24 protein-coding genes and 1 pseudogene are annotated in these 17971 nt (G+C 57.7%); 22 read left to right on the top strand and 3 right to left on the bottom strand.

Going from position 1 to position 17971, the window contains the following annotated elements; genetic code table 11:
- Nucleotides 1-469: 469 nt before the first annotated feature.
- The 7 genes from HV711_RS31970 (at nt 470) to HV711_RS31940 (ending at nt 4746) form a co-directional block, all read left to right on the top strand.
- Entirely contained in the window at nt 470-904 is a 435-nt protein-coding gene (locus HV711_RS31970) for a hypothetical protein (protein WP_175145597.1), read from the top strand.
- A gap of 4 nt (nt 905-908) precedes the next feature.
- Nucleotides 909-1694, top strand: coding sequence for a metallophosphoesterase (locus tag HV711_RS31965; protein ID WP_175145595.1), 786 nt, complete (start codon nt 909-911; stop codon nt 1692-1694).
- A 140-nt stretch (nt 1695-1834) separates the two neighbouring features.
- On the top strand, nt 1835-2110 hold the full coding sequence (locus HV711_RS31960) for a hypothetical protein (RefSeq protein ID WP_035485509.1): 276 nt from the start codon (nt 1835-1837) through the stop codon (nt 2108-2110).
- 42 nt (nt 2111-2152) lie between these two features.
- Complete coding sequence (locus HV711_RS31955) at nt 2153-2626, top strand: HAD domain-containing protein (protein WP_035485507.1); 474 nt, start codon at nt 2153-2155, stop codon at nt 2624-2626.
- Between the two features lie 169 nt (nt 2627-2795).
- Nucleotides 2796-3347 (top strand): hypothetical protein, encoded by a 552-nt coding sequence (locus tag HV711_RS31950; RefSeq protein WP_035485505.1) that lies wholly within the window; start codon nt 2796-2798, stop codon nt 3345-3347.
- 40 nt (nt 3348-3387) lie between these two features.
- Complete coding sequence (locus HV711_RS31945) at nt 3388-3645, top strand: hypothetical protein (RefSeq protein WP_035485504.1); 258 nt, start codon at nt 3388-3390, stop codon at nt 3643-3645.
- 3 nt (nt 3646-3648) lie between these two features.
- On the top strand, nt 3649-4746 hold the full coding sequence (locus HV711_RS31940; RefSeq protein WP_063826580.1) for a hypothetical protein: 1098 nt from the start codon (nt 3649-3651) through the stop codon (nt 4744-4746).
- Between the two features lie 17 nt (nt 4747-4763).
- On the opposite strand, the gene HV711_RS33720 is transcribed toward HV711_RS31940, so the two are convergent.
- Nucleotides 4764-4982 carry a hypothetical protein gene (locus HV711_RS33720; protein WP_082201615.1) on the bottom strand — a complete coding sequence of 73 codons (219 nt, stop codon included), beginning with the start codon at nt 4980-4982 and terminating at the stop codon, nt 4764-4766.
- A 151-nt stretch (nt 4983-5133) separates the two neighbouring features.
- Between HV711_RS33720 and HV711_RS31935 the strand changes: the two genes are divergently transcribed.
- Entirely contained in the window at nt 5134-5394 is a 261-nt protein-coding gene (locus HV711_RS31935; RefSeq protein ID WP_035485501.1) for a DUF2147 domain-containing protein, read from the top strand.
- A gap of 86 nt (nt 5395-5480) precedes the next feature.
- On the opposite strand, the gene HV711_RS31930 is transcribed toward HV711_RS31935, so the two are convergent.
- Complete coding sequence (locus HV711_RS31930; RefSeq protein WP_175145594.1) at nt 5481-5774, bottom strand: helix-turn-helix transcriptional regulator; 294 nt, start codon at nt 5772-5774, stop codon at nt 5481-5483.
- A gap of 1296 nt (nt 5775-7070) precedes the next feature.
- On the opposite strand from HV711_RS31930, the gene HV711_RS31925 reads away from it, so the two are divergent.
- The 13 genes from HV711_RS31925 to HV711_RS31865 all read left to right on the top strand — a co-directional run bounded on the left by HV711_RS31925 (nt 7071) and on the right by HV711_RS31865 (nt 16762).
- On the top strand, nt 7071-7862 hold the full coding sequence (locus tag HV711_RS31925; protein ID WP_035485497.1) for a PhzF family phenazine biosynthesis protein: 792 nt from the start codon (nt 7071-7073) through the stop codon (nt 7860-7862).
- 480 nt (nt 7863-8342) lie between these two features.
- The gene (locus HV711_RS31920; RefSeq protein WP_341809916.1) at nt 8343-8765 is read left to right on the top strand and encodes a VOC family protein; all 423 of its coding nucleotides are present in this window, start codon (nt 8343-8345) and stop codon (nt 8763-8765) included.
- A 127-nt stretch (nt 8766-8892) separates the two neighbouring features.
- Nucleotides 8893-9264: a VOC family protein gene (locus HV711_RS31915; protein ID WP_035485494.1), complete on the top strand. Its 372-nt coding sequence runs from the start codon at nt 8893-8895 to the stop codon at nt 9262-9264.
- Between the two features lie 149 nt (nt 9265-9413).
- A complete protein-coding gene (locus HV711_RS31910; RefSeq protein WP_051224787.1) occupies nt 9414-9890 on the top strand; it encodes a class I SAM-dependent methyltransferase in 477 nt (158 codons plus the stop codon).
- Between the two features lie 192 nt (nt 9891-10082).
- Entirely contained in the window at nt 10083-10571 is a 489-nt protein-coding gene (locus HV711_RS31905; RefSeq protein WP_035485491.1) for a GNAT family N-acetyltransferase, read from the top strand.
- A 277-nt stretch (nt 10572-10848) separates the two neighbouring features.
- Nucleotides 10849-11253 carry an IS66-like element accessory protein TnpA gene (gene tnpA / locus HV711_RS31900; protein ID WP_341809914.1) on the top strand — a complete coding sequence of 135 codons (405 nt, stop codon included), beginning with the start codon at nt 10849-10851 and terminating at the stop codon, nt 11251-11253.
- The gene (tnpB, locus tag HV711_RS31895; protein ID WP_035485488.1) at nt 11250-11588 is read left to right on the top strand and encodes an IS66 family insertion sequence element accessory protein TnpB; all 339 of its coding nucleotides are present in this window, start codon (nt 11250-11252) and stop codon (nt 11586-11588) included. The genes tnpA and tnpB overlap by 4 nt, the downstream gene beginning before the upstream one ends.
- Nucleotides 11589-11651: 63 nt before the next feature.
- Nucleotides 11652-13232 (top strand): IS66 family transposase, encoded by a 1581-nt coding sequence (tnpC, locus tag HV711_RS31890; RefSeq protein ID WP_175145592.1) that lies wholly within the window; start codon nt 11652-11654, stop codon nt 13230-13232.
- A 90-nt stretch (nt 13233-13322) separates the two neighbouring features.
- Nucleotides 13323-13676: a GNAT family N-acetyltransferase gene (locus HV711_RS31885; RefSeq protein ID WP_341809913.1), complete on the top strand. Its 354-nt coding sequence runs from the start codon at nt 13323-13325 to the stop codon at nt 13674-13676.
- Between the two features lie 320 nt (nt 13677-13996).
- A complete protein-coding gene (locus HV711_RS31880) occupies nt 13997-14611 on the top strand; it encodes an HAD family hydrolase (protein WP_035485251.1) in 615 nt (204 codons plus the stop codon).
- Between the two features lie 160 nt (nt 14612-14771).
- The gene (locus tag HV711_RS31875) at nt 14772-15398 is read left to right on the top strand and encodes a tyrosine-type recombinase/integrase (RefSeq protein ID WP_035485254.1); all 627 of its coding nucleotides are present in this window, start codon (nt 14772-14774) and stop codon (nt 15396-15398) included.
- Nucleotides 15399-15708: 310 nt separating this feature from the next.
- Nucleotides 15709-16056 carry a GNAT family N-acetyltransferase gene (locus HV711_RS31870; RefSeq protein WP_175145590.1) on the top strand — a complete coding sequence of 116 codons (348 nt, stop codon included), beginning with the start codon at nt 15709-15711 and terminating at the stop codon, nt 16054-16056.
- Nucleotides 16057-16198: 142 nt separating this feature from the next.
- The gene (locus tag HV711_RS31865) at nt 16199-16762 is read left to right on the top strand and encodes a hypothetical protein (RefSeq protein ID WP_175145589.1); all 564 of its coding nucleotides are present in this window, start codon (nt 16199-16201) and stop codon (nt 16760-16762) included.
- Between the two features lie 213 nt (nt 16763-16975).
- On the opposite strand, the gene HV711_RS31860 is transcribed toward HV711_RS31865, so the two are convergent.
- Entirely contained in the window at nt 16976-17524 is a 549-nt protein-coding gene (locus HV711_RS31860) for a GNAT family N-acetyltransferase (RefSeq protein WP_035485260.1), read from the bottom strand.
- 200 nt (nt 17525-17724) lie between these two features.
- Between HV711_RS31860 and HV711_RS33715 the strand changes: the two are divergent.
- Nucleotides 17725-17971 (top strand): annotated as a pseudogene (locus tag HV711_RS33715) (hypothetical protein); the annotation flags it as partial.

The raw sequence follows: 17971 nt of genomic DNA, 5'->3' as shown, positions 1-17971 counted from the left end.
GCCGCCCTGAAGCGTTCGCCCTCGAAATCCAACATTGACCATGATCGCAAGGTCGCATAATCTATGCCGCACCCGCCGTCCCAACCTTCAACTGTCTGTGGGACATTGCCGGATAGCCGCCGCTCGCGCAATACCAGGCCAAAGACCGTTTGTACCGCTTCCAAAGTCCCGCTCCCAGTGAAATGGGAGCACTCTCAGTTTCCCGCTATAATTTGTCTTCCCAGTACACTGGGAATTAGATATCTTGCTAAAGCCCGAAAGACTTGCTGGGTGGGGAGTTTCGGGTTTTTGTAGGATGCAGAATTGCGGTGACCGATTTGTTCGAAGACGTCATCCCCAAATAATGCTTTCATTTCACGGCGACCATGCCTTCCGTGCGCTAGTGTGCGGATGAGTTTGTTGCTTTATAGAGAATCGTATGTTTTTGACCTCTGACGAGAATTGTCTACCGGCATGGCCCGGAGTGACATTGTCGGCCGTTACCGAGATGGCGGGTTCTAGTGATGTGCTTATCCTGCAATTTGCCGAAGGAAGGCGCGACCTGCCCCGGGTTGCCATGGTGGAATTTGCCTCGGGCGCTGCGAAGACGCTGCTACAACTGACGGCAGATGGCCAGATCGTACGGGGCGCAGCCGTGCTGAGCGCGAAGCCGCACAAGGACTCAGCACAGTGGAGTCTGCAGCCGCTGAGCGAAATTCACATCGGCGCAACGGCCGCCTATGACGAGGACCATCCGCTGGTGTCGTTTGCGCGATTCACGACAGCCGCTGGTGAGGAATTCTCGATGCCGATCGGTATCGCGGAGAAACACTCACCCGGAAAGCGCATCTACCCGTCCACGCCGGCGCGTTCGTCAAAGGCTGGCCGGCGTAAACCGACGGTTGATGATGCAGGGATAAGCTGACGGCATGCGTATCCAGATCGCTTCGGATCTACATCTGGAGATCGTGCATCAGAGCTTTCCAGGCTTTAACCCGATCGCAGCAACGGACGCGGATCTGCTGGTGCTGGCGGGCGATATTGCGAAGGGTGCTGATGCGATCGAGCCGTTTGCGCACTGGCGGGTGCCCGTGATCTATGTGCACGGCAATCACGAAGCGTATGGCAGCGAGTACGACCCGCTCGCCGACACCATCCGCACGCGCGCGGCTGGCACGGCGGTGCATTACCTCGAGTGCGACGCGCTGGTCGTGGGTGACGTGCGCTTTCTCGGCTGCTGCCTGTGGACCGACTATGCGCTCAATGGCACGCGCGACCGGAGCATGGCGCTAGCCGGGCGGATGTTGCATGACCATCGTGTGATCCGCACTGGCGGTGGGGATCGGTTTCGGCCGGCGCACGCGCTTGCCGAGCACGAAAGATCAATGGAGTGGCTGCAAAACGAACTGGCAAAGCCATTCGACGGGCGCACGGTCGTGGTGACCCATCACGGTGTTGCGCCGCCGTCGGTACATCCGCGCTATGCGAGCGACCCGGTCAACGCGGCTTTCGTGAGTGACCTGCGACATGTGCTCGAGCGGGCCGATGTGTGGATTCACGGTCACGTGCACGACTCGTTCGACTATCGCGTTGGCCAGTCGCGGGTGATAGCCAACCCGCGCGGCTATGCGACGAACCGTCTGATGGCGGGAGCGCCCGTCGACCTGAAATGGGAGAACCCGGCGTTTGATCCAGCGCTGGTGATTGAAATCTGATCGCGCGCCGCAACACGCTGCATTGAACAGGTCAACCGTCGGGTGCGGCCCGGCGGCGGCAACGGATTCAGGACACGGTTCGCTCCGTGACGCATCGATAACGGCATACGGGCTCAACCGAAAATTGCATGAGGTAAGGCATGACACAGATCGACACACTGGTGGAAGATGTATCCCAGCTGTACACGGCCCTTGGGCGCACGGGTATCCAGGCGTTTGACGCGCTCGGCGTGACCGACCCGGAACCGGTCGCCGACCTTCTGGCAACGCATGAATCCCGCGATATCGCCGGCAAATGGCTCGTGCGCCGCATGGCTGCGTTTGGTGGGTTCAGCGCGCTGGAAATGCTGTCGCAGGGCGAGCGAGATGCGGTGATGTCCGTCCTGCATATCATTCGGGAAAGCATGCGTGAATGAGCATGCGAGTGGCATTCAACAGCGGTTTCACGGAAAGACAGCGTGACCGAGATTCCCGTTCTCTTTCTCGACTTCGATGGTGTGCTGCATCCCGTTGGCGAACCGGCACTTGACGAGCATTGCCGTCTGATCGAGAACCCGGGCCTTTTTATCTGGCGCCCAATCCCAGAGGCGCTGCTGACCCCGTATCCCGCAGTGCGGATCATCGTCAGCTCGAACTGGCGGCGACTTTTCGATGACGCAACGCTGATTCGATTGCTGGGTCGGTTGGGCAACCGTTTTGTTGGAGTCGTGGAGAGCTACGGAGCTTGCCGGTCTGAGGAAATCCTGATGGACGTCCGGCGCAGGAAGATCATTCACTGGCTGGCCATCGACGATCACCCGAGCGTCGTCAGGGCCCAAGCGGAGGAACACCGCTTCATAGCCTGGGATTCTGCGCGAGATCTGAATGATGAGGTCGTACGGCGGACGCTGCGCGTAACGCTGTCCGCGTTTCCTGGCACGCTGGCCACGTAGGTCCGCCGCGCCTTGGAGGTCTCCGCGGATCCGGTGCCCGGCGGCCGTCCACGATACGTGTCTAAAAGACCACGTTTATGGGATGAGCCGTCAAACAGACCACCAGCAATGGTTCTGCCTGAGCCAGAAGACTACGGATATAGGGATGCCACTTCGATAAGGAGGTCGCATGACCAAGGCGAACCGGCGCAAGAGACGGCGACAATCCATGCCGCCCTATGAGAGTAGCGAGCAATTGCGGGCGCGCCTCAAGGCTTTCGCACTCGCTACCCGTCAGAAAGGAACAGCGATGTCAGTTGCCCTCCACGAGCTTCAGACGCAGCGAGAAGCGACGATCCAGAAACTGTTGGAAGAGGGAGAGTCGATCGCCGCAGACGCCGCTCCCGTCGAGGCAGGTGAATGGCTGCAGCGCGGCCGGATATTTGGCGTAGAAGCCGGAGGTCAGCGGTACTTTGCCCGATACCAGTTCGATGACCACGATGAACCGCGACCGGTCATCAGGGACATTCTGGCGGAATATGGACCTGCCCACGACCCGTGGGCGATTGCCACGTGGTTTCACTTTCCCAACGGCTGGATCGTGACGGAAGGGGTTCCGAACCGATCGCGCCGAAAGATGCGCTTGACCGTCCCGTCGCTGTCCTCGATGCCGCGCGCCGGTTTCGTGGAACGTATGCGGCATAACGCTTCGCTGACGGATTCACCTTTTCACCGCGCATAGTGTGTCGAATCACGTCGACCGATTTTCACAAAGGAAAACCATGGGCACCAAAGACACTATCCGGTTTCAGGAGAAAGCAGATGACCTGCCGGGCTGGCAGCTTTACAGCGAACTGTTTGACACGGAGGACGTCGTCTATCTCGAACTCGAAGGCGTACAGGTGGATGTGACCATGATCGACAGCGCGTGGGGAAACCGCCCGGGTACTGTCGTGCTGCGTCTGCCGGCAGCGACGGCGCGGCAGTTAGGCTTGGTTCCGCGGGAATGGGCAAGGGATGCGTGGCGATCCGGGGAGTAAGGCATGCTTGAATTCCGGGAGAAATTGGTCCACGAGGTCTCGGCGTGCATTTGCGATCGCTGCGGACGGCGCATGACGCCGGATGGTCCGGACTCGGATTGGCATGAACGGATGTCGATTGCGTCTCGCGGCGGATTTCATTCGATTTTCGGAGACGGCCACGCGATCAGTATCGATCTGTGCCAGCACTGTGTCCGGGACACCTTGGGCGCGTGGCTGCGAATTGCATCAACGGGCATCGACGACATCGAACGGTCTCCAGACTCACCTTCGTTGAGGGCCTTGCGGGGCATCATTCGGCATGATGCCGACGACGCAGTCTCAGTTGGCGAGATGAATGCCGCGATTGCTGCTGGCGCAACCGCTGAAATGAATCGTGACGCTTCTCCGGATTCAGACCGCCCTGCCGGCGAACGTCGATCGCATTGGGAATATCGCGTGATCGAGTATGAGGAAGGCGGGGAGATCTGGAGAGAACTGCGGGAGGTGCACTATGTCACCGATCATGGGATTGGCTGTTCCGACACCGGCGCCTGCGTACGGTGGACGCCCGAAGAAGGCGAGCAGGCTGGTGCATCAATCCTGGATCGCATGCGCGTGGCGTTGACCCGGCCGGTTTTGCGAATGAGTGGTTCACGGCGTGAAGGCAATCTTCGGCGGCACGGGGCCGATCGGCTTGCCGATCCCATCCGGCACTCACCCTCTCTCCGTGCCGAAATGGAAGCAAGATCGGTTGCAGCCTTGCTTGACGGAACGACCTGGTTGACGGCCCTCGCGGTTGGCGAGCAAGACAATCCTGACGATCCACTTCCCTCGGGAGGGGTGATCGATTGGGGGCGAGAGGGCAAGATTTTTTCCGTTGATCTGGCGGGACGAACCCTATTCCCTGGATACATTTTTGACGAACTCGGCAATCCCATCCCCGAAGTGGCGGAGATTCTGAAGATTTTTTACGACTACACGCCGATCAGGATCGCCTCATGGTTTGAATCGACAAACAGCATGCTTCATGGCAAGCGGCCTCGTGAACTTCTGGCAACCGATCCCGCAGCTGTCGTCGAGGCTGCGCGGGCTCATGCAGAAGGGTCGATCCATGGCTAGGGGTATCCACGCTGATTTCATCCGTGGCTATCGACCCAGGCACGTGCCCATGCAAGTCCTGCTGCGACCGCATCATCTTCGGAATCAAAGACCCCAAGAACGCCCGAGGCTTCCGTGAATTTCGTTTCTCGGGTGATTGTGCCGCTCGCAGCAAAACGCTCGGCCTGAAGGAGATCTTCCTGATGTGCGATTGCATGTCCCCAAAGGACGTAGCCTCGATATCTCTCGCTTTGCATTAGAACCCGAACTCGTTGTACGCGTGCGTCTCGCGCACGCGAAGATTATTGCCCGTAGAAGTCATCCGCCTCCGGTTGCATTCGCGAACTAGTTCCCACCAGATGGACGTGCACCCGTACCGTTCGACAAACGGGCCAAGGATTCAAAAAAATGAAAAATCGATTCGTCGTGCTCTGCCTGATGGCCGCAGGCATCACGACCGCCCATGCGCAGGCGCAGGGAGATGAGTTCGTGGGCACATGGAAAAGCCCGCAGACGGTCGATACCACGGTTGAAATACGGCGGACAGAGTCGGGCTCTTTCGTCCAGGAGATGCAACAGAATCCCTTCGGAGGCGCCCAGGTGATGAGCCGTACTGCCGATCTGGTCAAGCCGGGCCGGCTTCGGCGATACCAGCGTCTACGTGTATGACGCGCCCAGCGGCACGATGGTGCTCACCTTCGGACCGACCACTCAGGCAGCGTTTGTGCCTCAGCGATTCGCTAAGGTCGCATGGCTCATTCCTCGCTCGAACCGCGCTTGCTGTCCAGCAGGCGCTTGAGCGCGCCACTGTGCAGGTTCCGGTCGCTGTTGACCATTGGCGCAAGGCCGCGCGGCAAGACGTTCAGATCCATCTCCAGTGCCTGGCACACCGCCAGCAGCGTGCTGAGCCGGGGATTGCCTGTTCCAGTCTCCAGTTCACGCAGCGTCAGGCGGCTGACGGACGCTTTCTCCGCAAGGTCGCGGGCGCTGAGGTTGAGAATTTCCCGAGCCCGCCGGATGTCGGCTCCAAGTGTGGCGGAGGTGGGCATCATAATTACCAAACGAGCTAGATGGTAAGTATGGTAACACCATAGCATGGTAAGTATGGTGACCAAATCATTAAAGTGACCATTATAGTTACCACATTAACCCGTCGCCGTTCGCCGGCTCAACGGTCTCCGGGCGCCCACCACAACTACGACAACTATGAACGCAACAATGAGCAAAGACGCGAGATCACGCCCCCGTCTTATTGCAAAACTTCTTCGGCGGTCGTGGGTGAAGCAACGCTAACTTGCATTCAATGTCCGCCGCGACGTTGCGGCTATTTTCAACCAGGCGGTGTCAGCACGAGCATCAGGTTCGACGAGGTGCCCTGTTCATGCATAGTTCGCGCCTGTTCGACGCGTGAGCCTTGTGGGCTAAGGCTTTCACGTGGCGGCTTTTTGATGTATGGCTACATCGAAATACATCGATTGAACGTCCGAGCCGAGAAAGCCGCCGAGGTATGCACTTGGAGCTGTCCTGGCGAATCGCCGGCGCTTCAAATGCCGACTTCAGCAAACGGCCAGGAACAGTCATTCGACTCCCCGGCCTGAATCGTCGACAATCGGCCGATCAGACCATCCAATATTCATTAATGCCGATCGACGTTCCGGGGACCAAAGGTTATGCCGAGTATGCTGAAGCCTTGGCTTACGATTGGCAAGATTTCGTTCCGAGACCACCACCAAGCAGTTCTGCATCTAATACCGACGGCACCTTCGCGCGTTCTCGACGTGGGCGCCGGCATGGGTCGCGACACCGCGGCATTGGCAGCGTTGGGGCACTCGGTGGTAGCGGTTGAGCCCGTCGACGAACTGCGGGCTGCTGTAATCAATTTCTATCCGGTACCAGCGTCATCTGGCTCGACGACAGTCTTCCAGAACTCCGCCTCGTCCGGGAGAGAGCGAACACGTTCAACCTTGTCATAGTTACCGCAGTATGGATCCATCTCGACGAAGCCCAGCGTCGCCGAGGGATGTGCACCATCTATGATCTGTAGACGACGGCGGTCTCGTCACCATGTCGTTGGGCCACGGACCGATCCCGACGGGGCGGCGCATGTTTGACGTCTCCGCCGCGTCACGATGACGCTTGCCGAAGCCCATCGTCTGCAACTTCTGCTCAATGTTTGCAGCGACTCAGCCCAGCGAGCAAACAGGAACATGGGAGTCACCTGGACGCGGCTTGCTTTCTGGAAGTGAGATCCGGTGTTGCAACAACGGCGCGCGGCGACTGCGGGCCAACGGCAGAGTGCATGATAATCCACAACGACTCGCAGCTCGATAGGAACGCGACCGCCAATGAATATACATCGCATGCATTGCTTTGGACGTACCGACCAAACCGGCAACACTGCAATTGTCGTCGAAAACTCAGTGTTGGCCGAATTGGGGAGACAGGAGTTCGCTCGACAACAGGACGCGAATGCTACGGTGTTCGTGGACGCGAAAGCTGGTGGTGACCTGCAACTCGACTATTACTACCCACACGCCCGAAGCCCCCTTTGCCTGCATGCAACGCTTGCGGCGAGCGCGGTTGTCTTTGAGCGATATCCTGATAGCCGACACCTCCAGTTCATCACGAGCATGCATGGCCAGGCTCTTGTGATCGAGCGCGTAGACCAAGAGATCTACGTCGGCTTGGAGGCCCAGCGTTGCCCGGGATTGATATTTGATGTTTCGGAAATTGCTACCTTGTTGCTTGCTAAACCAACGGATCTGATAGGCATAAAAGGACCCGCATCGGTTGGCAGCGCAAAACTGCTCGTAGAAGTGGCAGACGAATCTGCATTGGACGCACTGCGTCCCGATCTGGCGGCCATTATTGAGTGGAGTCGCAAGCACGCCGTTTCTGGCATTTTCGCGTATTGCCGCCTTCGTGGGGATGTCTATGTGGGGCGGAATTTCAATCATTTGGAGCCGCGTTTTGAAGACGCTGCGACAGGTGTTGCGGCAGGCGCACTGGCGTTGGCGCTTGAGCGAAGTATCACACTTTTGCAAGGTGACGCGCTCGGTCAGCCGTGTACTCTCTTCGCTCGACACATGGGCGGGGCGGTGCAGATCGGCGGACGAGCTGTGCGCAGCGCGGTTTGATTTATCGCCATCATCGCGGTGGCTCGCTAGCTATTTCGACGGTGCCTACGCGGACAAAGGACTGTTTCCGGGACACGCGTATCTCCCTTGTGGGTCGGTCCATGCCTTTTGCATATCTGCAGCGATCAGCGATCCTGCGACGTTTGCATCGGCCCGAGTTCGGCCAATTTCGGACAGTCGACACCACCGCACAGATCGCTGACAATCCGTCCGCAGCGGGCGCTGGTGCCATCCCGTGACGCTTACAAATCTTGGGGAAAATGGAAAATCCGTTCGGTGACTGGGCATTGTTTTTAAGGTCATTCATGGGTTAGGGCAGTGCCCGCCACAGTTTGATGGCCGGAGACCGGCCACCGGACAGGACGAACGCAACCGGAAAAATTGAAATCAGGGCAGCGGTCGGCCACTTTCGGTCGTTCGACAGTTCCGTCTAAATTGGCGACAATCATCCTATTTGTCGTCAGACTGGACAAGGCCCATATGAAAAGCATTGAGAGACAGATGCGGCCAGCGTTGAACCGTATACTTCTATACGCCAAAGATATCCAAAAGACCTGTGAGTTCTACGCGCGACATTTTGGGTTCGCATGCAAATTGGATACCGACGGGAGGATAGCCGAGTTGGTCTCGCCGCACGGCGGAGCCATCATCATGGTTCACCAAGCGGGGAAAGGAGTGAAGGCCGGGCAGGTGCTAGTAAAGCTAGTTTTTGACGTTGAAGACGTCGAGAGTTTTAAGAATCAGTGTGCGCAAGGCGGACTTGAATTCGGTCCCTCCCATCAGGCAGATGGCTACAGTTTTGCTAATGCGAAGGACCCTGACGGCAATTCCATATCCATCTCCAGCCGAGGCTTCACCGCTAATCGGTACCGGCGAGCGAACGGTTTTTGCCCACCAGACTAAGCTCGCTCCAACGCATACTTTCGATCGCCATCAAAAAGCGACCGACCATGAGCGATCCGTCGACTGCTCCATCAAAATCGACGACGATCCCGAAGAGTTGCCAATCTCAGCATGTTCGGAGAGTCCAATGCCGGTTTCCATGTCCAGGTTGATACTTTACGTCCGTGATGTTGAGCTGCTGAAGTCCTTCTATCAGACCCATTTCGGCTTTCCGGTCGCCGAAGAAATCGACAGCGAATGGGCGGTGGTGAAGGCCGGTGAGATTGAGATTGCTTTCCACAGAGTTGGTGAACCCTATCGCGAGCGCCCAAATCACCCCAACACTTCGAACGCAAAAATCGTCTTTTCGGTGGAGTCAGGGCTATCGGAGTTGCGCGAAAAACTGTTGAGCGCGGGTGTCCGGATGCGTGACTTGAAACGCTACGATGGCTTCGCCCAATTGATGTGCGACGGAGAGGACCCCGAGGGAAACGTCTTCCAGCTTTCCCAAGCTGATTAGATGACGAACGGGTATCAGGCGACTCGACCGCCCCACGCGGGTCGCGCGCTGCCGATCGTCAACAGGCAGGGACCGGCCAACTTCGGTCACTCGACTAGCGCTCGTACATCGCTGACAATCAAGTACCTACTGCAATTTAAGGGCGCTTCATGACTCGATCCGCAGAGAGCTTCTACGATGACATGGCATCCTCTTATCACCTGATTTTCGACGATTGGGATAAGGCGATCGAGCGTCAACGTGCGGTATTGGCGCCGCTCATAAGCGAATCCGGTGCGCTCGGCGCCATCCTCGACTGCGCATGCGGAATCGGTACACAAGCGTTGAGTCTCGCACGCGCGGGGTATGAGGTTGAGGGTACAGATATATCGAAGATGGAAGTTGAGCGAGCGGCGCGGGAGGCTGCTCTTCGAAATCTGAGCGTCAAATTTCGCGTGGACGACATGAGGCTGCTCGCCACGTGCAAGGCGCAATATTACGGCGCGATTGTGGCTTTTGACAACGCCATTCCACACCTGGATAGCGACGAGGAGATCGCCCAAGCGCTGACGGCAATGCTCACATTCGCCGAGCGTCTTGCCAGTCCCAGACCTGATGCACAATGCGGCGAAGACCGTTGTCCATGAACAGTGATGGTGGCAGCACCATCGGTCGCTGAGTCAACAACGTGCCGTAGTCCCTCAAGCTGACAAAAATCTTACCCTGCGCTCTTAGACAGGCCAGTTTCGGACGTTCGACATTGCTGGATGAATCGTCGACAATCTGCAGTGCTTTTGCCATCGGGCCACTAACGCGCACAGTCCGTATCGAGTCTTCACATGCCACAAATCGAATTGAAGCAGGCTGAGAAAGCGGATCATCAGCTAATCGTGAACCTGATGCAGTTTTATAACTATGATTTCAGCGAGTGGGTTCCGCTTTCGTTTGCGGACGACGGGTTCTTCGCTATCCGTCCGAAGCTTGAGTATCTTTCCAGTCCAACGACGATTCCACTTCTCATTCTCATTGACGCCCAAATTGCCGGTTTCGTGATCGTCGACGACGAGGTTCATGCCGCAGGGGCGCAGCACAATATCGGCTACTTTTTCGTAGCGCGGCGTTATCGCGGTCTAGGTGTGGGAACGCGTGTCGTGTCCGATTTACTGTGCAAATTCCCCGGCCGTTGGCAGATATGGCACGTCAGGGAAAATTTGGGGGCAGCGGCGTTCTGGGCAAAGATTGTCCCCGTTGTATCCGACGGCAAATATGTCGTCCATTCTCTGCCCATCGACGACTGCAATGCGACCTTGTACCGGTTCGACCGATGAAAGGTCGTCGGCTGGGTGTGACCAGTTGCGGGCGGCCTCCAAGGCGGTCCGAATTGGCGGCAATTTTTTCTGAAACACTCTTGCAGCGTGCTTCTCCATTACTCTGGGCTGCCCCTATGTCGCACGTTGTCGATGAACTTCTCGCGCTTGACGTACTTACGTTGCGTGAGCACACAGAACGAGCTGGCGACTCCTTTGACGGTAAGCGGCCGGTCATCCCATCTTGAGATGCTTTAAGAGTCTTGGGAGCATCGTGTTCACTTAAATAGGTGGACACGTGAACACTATTGAAGAAGCAGTGGTACCAGGCCGTCGACGGCGCCGACGCTATAGTGTCGAGTTCAAGGCTCAGGTTGTGGCAGCCTGCCAAGGGCCCGGGGTGTCGCTCGCGGCTATCGCGTTGCACCACAAGCTGAACGCCAATCTGCTTCGCCGTTGGGTCGAGCAGGCCGAAAAGAATGATTGTGTACTTGTGGCCCGTAGCGGCCTTGCAGCGCGACCACCCGCGGCACCGACACCGGCACCGGCACCAGAATTTGTACCGCTTTCACTTGAGACACGAAACACGCGTGCAGCCGAGATTCGTGTCGAGGTGCGTCGCGCCGACCTGTCGATAACAGTTAGCTGGCCGACCTCAGAGGCAGCGCAATGCGCCGCGTGGCTACGCGAGTGGCTCGCATGATCCGCATTGACCAGGTGTGGCTGGCAGTGGATCCGCTTGACATGCGCGCCGGCTTCGATACGGCACTGGGTCGGGTGATCAACGTGTTCGGCGCCGCGCATCCGCACCATGCGTATCTGTTCGCCAACCGGCGGGCCAACCGCCTGAAGGTGCTGGTCCACGATGGAATTGGCATCTGGCTGGCCGCGCGACGGCTCAATCAGGGGCAGTTCGCCTGGCCGATCGCGGGTAGCGAGCCAAAGCAACACGTGCTCACGCACGAGCAGCTCGAAGGCCTCGTGGTGGGCTTGCCGTGGCAGCGCATTGGTGCGGACGGGGTGATCCGTGTCGTTTGAGACAGCCGGGGACGTAAACTGTCGCGCTTCCGTGCTCCCTGAGGTTCTGGCAGACTCGTCTGCATGGACCCGCCAGCCGATCTCAACGCTCTTAGCCCGGAACAGTTGCGTGCGCTTGCCACACAACTGATTGCGCGCGTCGAGGACCGGGACAGGGAGATTGAAGAGAAGACCCGCGAGGTCGGTGAGAAGGAGCGCGAGTTACGCTACCGACAGACCCGCATCGACCAGCTGACGCATGAGATATCGATTCTCAAACGGTATCAGTTCGGCAAGCGCAGCGAGCAGGTCAGCAGCGATCAGATGAACCTGCTGGATGAGGCGATTGACGCGGATCTCGCCGCCATTGAAGTTGAGCTCGAGCAACTTCAGCCACAGGCCACAGTTGGACCGCTACCGCAACAGCCGAAGCGTGCCGCGCTGCCGGCGCAATTGCCGCGCACAGAAATTCACCACGAGCCGCAGAGCACCGTATGCCAGTGTGGTTGTGAGCGGGTGCGCATGGGCGAAGACATCAGCGAGAAGCTGGACTACACGCCAGGCGTGTTCACCGTGGAGCGGCATGTGCGTGGCAAGTGGGTGTGCAGACACTGCGAAACACTAGTTCAGGCTGCGGTGCCTGCGCACGTCATTGACAAGGGCATCCCGACCACGGGACTGCTGGCATCAGTGCTGGTTGCCAAATACGCTGACCACCTTCCCCTGTATCGTCAGGAACAGATCTTTGCGCGGGCGGGCGTCGCGATACCCCGCTCGACATTGGGTGCGTGGGTCGGTACGTGCGGCGTCCAACTACAACCACTGGTCGATGCGCTGCGTGAGGAAATCCTGCAGCAGGGTGTGCTGCATGCGGATGAGACGCCAGTACAGATGCTTAGTCCCGGCAAAGGCAAGACACATCGCGCGTATCTGTGGGCGTATACGCCGACGCACTACAGTGAGCTGCGCGCCGTGGTCTACGACTTCGCTGACAGCCGGGCAGGTGAACATGCCCGCGCGTTCCTCGCCGGCTGGCGGGGCAAACTGGTATGCGACGACTACAGTGGCTACAAGGCCCGATTCCAGCAGGGCATCACTGAAATCGGATGCGCGGCGCACGCGAGACGCAAGTTCTTCGACCTGCACACCAACCACAGCAGTCAGATCGCCGCGCAGGCGCTGCCGTTCTTCGCTGCGCTTTATGACATCGAGCGCGAAGCTGCACTGTTGCAAGCCGATGAACGCCAGAAGCTTCGACAGAGTCGGGCCAAGCCGGTCTGCGACGCACTTCACGAATGGATGACGGCGCAGCGCAAGCTGGTGTCGGAAGGGTCAGCGATTGCCAAAGCGCTGGATTACAGTCTTAAACGATGGGAGGCGCTGACCCGCTATCTCGATGACGGTCATGTGCCGATAGATAACAACTGGGTCGAAAACCAGATACGCCCGTGGGCCATCGGCAGGTCGAACTGGTTGTTCGCCGGCTCTCTTCGAGCCGGTCAGCGAGCCGCGGCCATCATGAGTCTGCTACGTTCAGCGCAACTGAATGGGCACGAACCACACGCGTACCTCAAGGACGTTCTCACCCGATTGCCGACCCAGAAGGCCAGTGATATCGCCGCACTGCTGCCTCATCGCTGGCAACCGACGGCTGAGAGCCACTAGCTCCATTCGTCAAGACGGGTTCGCCGGCCGCTTACCTTTGACGTAGATGAGCACCGGGAAAAATTGTGCAAGTCACTCGAGATTAATGAGGTGTATACCGTGCGACGGGACGGAAGACTCGTGGCCTATGCAATGCTTCGCCGGGAAGCCGGGGCGTGCTGGTTCGTTGGTGCTTTTGGTACGCACCCCTTGCATCGAACGTACACCGTCATAAGTGAACTATTCGCGAACATCGCGACTCTGGCGACCGAACGGGGAATCGGTGAGCTACGAAGCCATGTCTACAAGACCAACCGATTGTCTATCGCTTTCCATCGCAAACTTGGATTTATGGTGACGCGTGAAAACGACAAAGGCTTGGAGTTCTTTACAACTCTGGAGGAACTAGCAACGAAGCCAGCAGTACGGCGTGTCACTGCCCGAGCGACATCCCGCCCGGAGTAAGGCGCAAGGCCGGCTGTGCTCGATCGTACTGAGAGGCGCATATTCTCCCTGCGCGTCCATTCAAATGGAGGTCGCCACGGGCTCCCGCTACCGCCTCTGAGGGTCCGCTTCCGGGAAGTGTGACTTATCAGGACGGACCGACTACGGAAGTTCGGCCACGACGTGCGAGCGACGATCGCCTGCGTTGGCCAGAGGGCCGGGTTCGGCCAATATGGGACATTCGACATCGCGCCCAAGATCGATAACAATCTGACGCTGTTCCTAACTCCGGCCATGGAAAATGCACACGCCTCCATGTGTCCTCACCTTCCTTTTTCAGAATGCCGATCTCACTCGCTTTGTTCGACATGGACGACGTCCTAGTTCACTACGACCGATCCGCACGTGTCGCATACTTGGCGTCGCTGTCGAATCGCTCATCGGACGAAGTCGCAGACGCTATATGGGGTTCCGGACTGGAAGCGAAAGCCGACGCGGGACTGATTGACAGCCTCGCGTATCTGCGCGAAACCAGCGACCTACTCGGGTGTAAGGTGTCTCTCGACGACTGGCTGCGGGCCCGCCGCGAATCTATGTCTCCGAACCTTGAGGTGCTGGCGCTGGCAGCAGAGGTATCCACGACTTGCACGATCGCCGTGCTGACCAACAACCCTCGACTGGTGGCCGACAACATTGACTACTTATGCCCACCTATCGCGGACCTCTTTGGCAAGAATGTGTTCGCATCGGCGTCCTTCAACGCCGCGAAGCCTTCGCCCGAAACTTTCCTCGAGTGCATCGATTCATTGGGCGTCGTTCCCTCAGAATCGCTGTTTATCGATGATCTGGAAGCGAATGTGGCGGGCGCGCGAAGCGCAGGGCTACTCGGACATGTGTTTATCAATCACGCCGCGCTTTCCGAAGAACTCCGCAAACACCGGCTGCTGAGTTACTGAGGCTGGGACGACTCCGGGGTGATGCGCACCGTGACATTTTCTCAGAGGCTTACCATATCGAATGACCGCTTCGGAGATTGCCGACTGTCCCTTGAGGGTCGGGCATCGCCCATCGGATTTGGCGCAGACTGACTCTCCCTTCATCTGAAAGGAGTTTGTCATGGAAGCGATCATCAGCACGAGCTTGCCTCATGTCCCGTGGAACAAGGGCAAGCTGACCGGGCAAAAATCACCGCTGAAGCTCAAGGAGATTTGGGCCATTCGAATCCGTCTTCAGCTGGGTGGGAAGACCCGTGATCTGGCGATGTTCAATCTGGCAATAGACAGCAAGCTGCGAGCGTGCGACCTGACGAAGCTGCGGGTACGCGATGTCTGCATGGGCACTCGTGTTGCGCCCCGCGCGACTGTCATGCAGCAGAAGACGCAGCGACCGGTGCAATTCGAGATCACCGAGCAAACGCGGGAAAGCGTGGAAAACTGGATCAGGGTAGCTGGGATGTCTCCCTCAGATTTTCTGTTCCCTGGCCGGATTCAGGCGTCACCTCATCTTTCAACTCGTCAGTACGCGAGGATAGTGCATCGTTGGATAAAATCGATCGGGCTCGATGACACGGCCTACGGCACGCATACGATGCGCCGAACGAAAGCATCGCTGATCTACCGCCGCACAAAGAACCTTCGGGCGGTACAGCTTCTGCTCGGCCATACGAAGCTGGAAAGTACAGTCCGATATCTCGGCATCGAGGTCGACGATGCGCTTGAGATGGCTGAACAAACTGAAGTGTGAGCATCCCGGCCGGACGGCAGTCGGACGCTGTTCGGCCCACCAAGAGACACTCGACCATGCAGCCTACATAGTCGACAATCGATCTCGGTTTTGCGAACAATGCGGCTTCCATGTTGACGAGAAGAACACGCTATGCCGAATGAGACATATGAGCGTAACGCCCCGACTCTGGAAACGGACGTTGTTGGCCAATTCTGGCGCGGGCGTGAGAGCTGCCAATCTTCGCAGCGTAACGCGGGAAGACGTACCCGCGCTAGGCGCGCCTCTTTTTGGAGCGTTTCTCGGAACAATCGACGATGCTGGTTTGGCCATGACCCAATACGAATCAAAGGCAACCGCGATTGTCGCTGGTCGGTACGGGGAATGGATTGCAGCAGCATCGCGGGCGATTGAAAAAACTGACGGTCTTCGATCCGCATGCCTCGTTTGCGACTACAAACCGTATGGTTGTCCGGTAATTGCCGTGGTGGCGACTACACCTTCGCACAAACGAACGGGTGACGGTGGAAGGTTGTTTGACGCAGCACTGTTGTCGCTCGGGGCGCTCGGTTATGTGGAATGCTGCGCGATGATTACCGTTGGGAACGACGCATCAGAGCAGCTATTCGAAAGTCGCGGCTTCTCGCCTGAAACTGCAGCCCCAACCGGGACAGCCTGAATGGTGTATCCGTCTTAGCGCGGCCAGAAACGGGCAATCGACACCGCCGCATGAATCGCCGACAATCGACCAAATCTCGCAGCCGAGATCGCGTCTAAGAATGCATCCTCTGATCTACAAACGTCGCCATCATCGAAGCGTCATGTCCATCGCTCACGCTACCTCAGTTGCAGCCTTTGCGTTTGTAGTGTTTTGTCTCTCTGCGGGGCCGGGGTTCGCATCCGAAACCACCCACCGCGAACCGGGTCGCGATCCGTTCAATCAAGTTTCCGGGCAGGTAACTCGCCTTGCAGCGATCATCAAGGATGAATATGCCGAAGAATATCCGCGAGCACGCGAAATCAAGTTCGTGGACGCTCCGACATTTGGACGCATTGCTGTAGCAGCGTTCTCGATTGAATCGTTTGGTCTCGGAAATAACAGCCATCAATTCCTCGCTGTCTTTGAAGCACGCAGCATCCCTCGCGCTCACAACGCCCCGCCTTACTATTCGCTAGCTGCCGTCGTGGAGGTTGGCGAGGGCTGTTGGGTCGACCTTCGAGGCATTCAAGTTAGCAAATCTCGCAACCACGCTCGCCCGAGTGCGCTGTCACTCAGCTTTCCGACGTTTGTTTCGTCGACGATCGGATCGTGCAACGGCTCGACAAGGGCTACGTATCTATTTGATCAAGGCGTAGGGGTCGGCCAATTGACACGTGAAAAATGAAGTCCGCCGTGAGAATCTTGTGCCGGGAGGTGCAGCGATCCGTTTTGCATCGGACAGGCATCGGCCAACATCGGACCTTCGGCGCAAAGATTCAGATCGTTGATACCGACGACTGAAACTGCCGAAATATGCCCTTCGAAACCACGTAGAGTGGCGACAATCAGAGGTCAGTAACGGATTCGCGCCAATTCCGCAAAGCAACGGAGTGTCGACCTAGGTTCGACGGTCGCCTTGAAGCAGTCCGTATAGCGCACTATCCGAAATCTCATCGCCAACGATCCAGCGTTCGCGCAACAGCCCTTCGCGGATAAATCCGAGTCGTTCAAGAAGACGCGCTGAGGCTACATTGCGGGGGTCGATATCGGCCTCAATCCGGCGCAAATTTAGCGCACTGAAGGCGTGCTCAATCAGCGCAGAAGCGGCCTCATTCATATATCCATTTCCCCAGTGCGTGCGTTGCAGACTAAAGCCGATCTCCGCGCGTCGGCACTGCTCATCCGCATGAAAAAGAATGCAAGTGCCGAGCACTTCGCCGGTTGTCTGCGATTCCACCACGCAAATGCAGTCCTTGCCGTCGGTGGATGTATTTAATAGACGCGAAACGCGGTCCACAGCCTGATCTAAGCGCGTCATCGCTGGGAACGAGAAGCGCATAGCATCTGCATCCGACCACATCGCGAATAGTGCTTGCGCGTCTTCCTCACGGAGCGGCCGAAGAGTGAGGCGCGCGGTACTCAGCGTTACAGGTTTAAAAAGTGGCATGAACTGACGGGAGGAGTCGAAAGTAGATGACCCCATTAAAGCAGATGGGCGACGAACTAACAACCGCACGCGTCGAACATGTGACGGATCTGCGTTTGTGCGGCCGCTTTCGCGGAAGTCGAATGGCGGCTCAGGGTCCAGCTTGTGTGAAAACGCATTGATCGCCTAAACTGAATTAACGCGCTGAGACTGGGTGACCCATGAAGCGATTCGTTGAAGGCGATGACCGCAAGCAGGTCGCACTACTTCCCGAATGTGTCGATGACTACGTCGGGCAGGACAATCCGGTGAGAGTAATCGATGCCTTCGTTGACGAACTTGATCTCGCAGAGCTCGGTTTCGGCAATGTCCCACAGACAGTTGAAGGTTGGGACGGCGGGTGCGGCATAGATTATGCGACCTTGCGATCATGGTCAATGTTGGATTTCGAGGGCGAACGCTTCAGGG

Source organism: Paraburkholderia phenoliruptrix (genome assembly GCF_902859825.1).
Lineage (GTDB): Bacteria > Pseudomonadota > Gammaproteobacteria > Burkholderiales > Burkholderiaceae > Paraburkholderia > Paraburkholderia phenoliruptrix.
The sequence above is the reverse complement of the archived record's forward strand: the minus strand, read 5'-3'. Positions and strand labels throughout refer to the sequence as shown.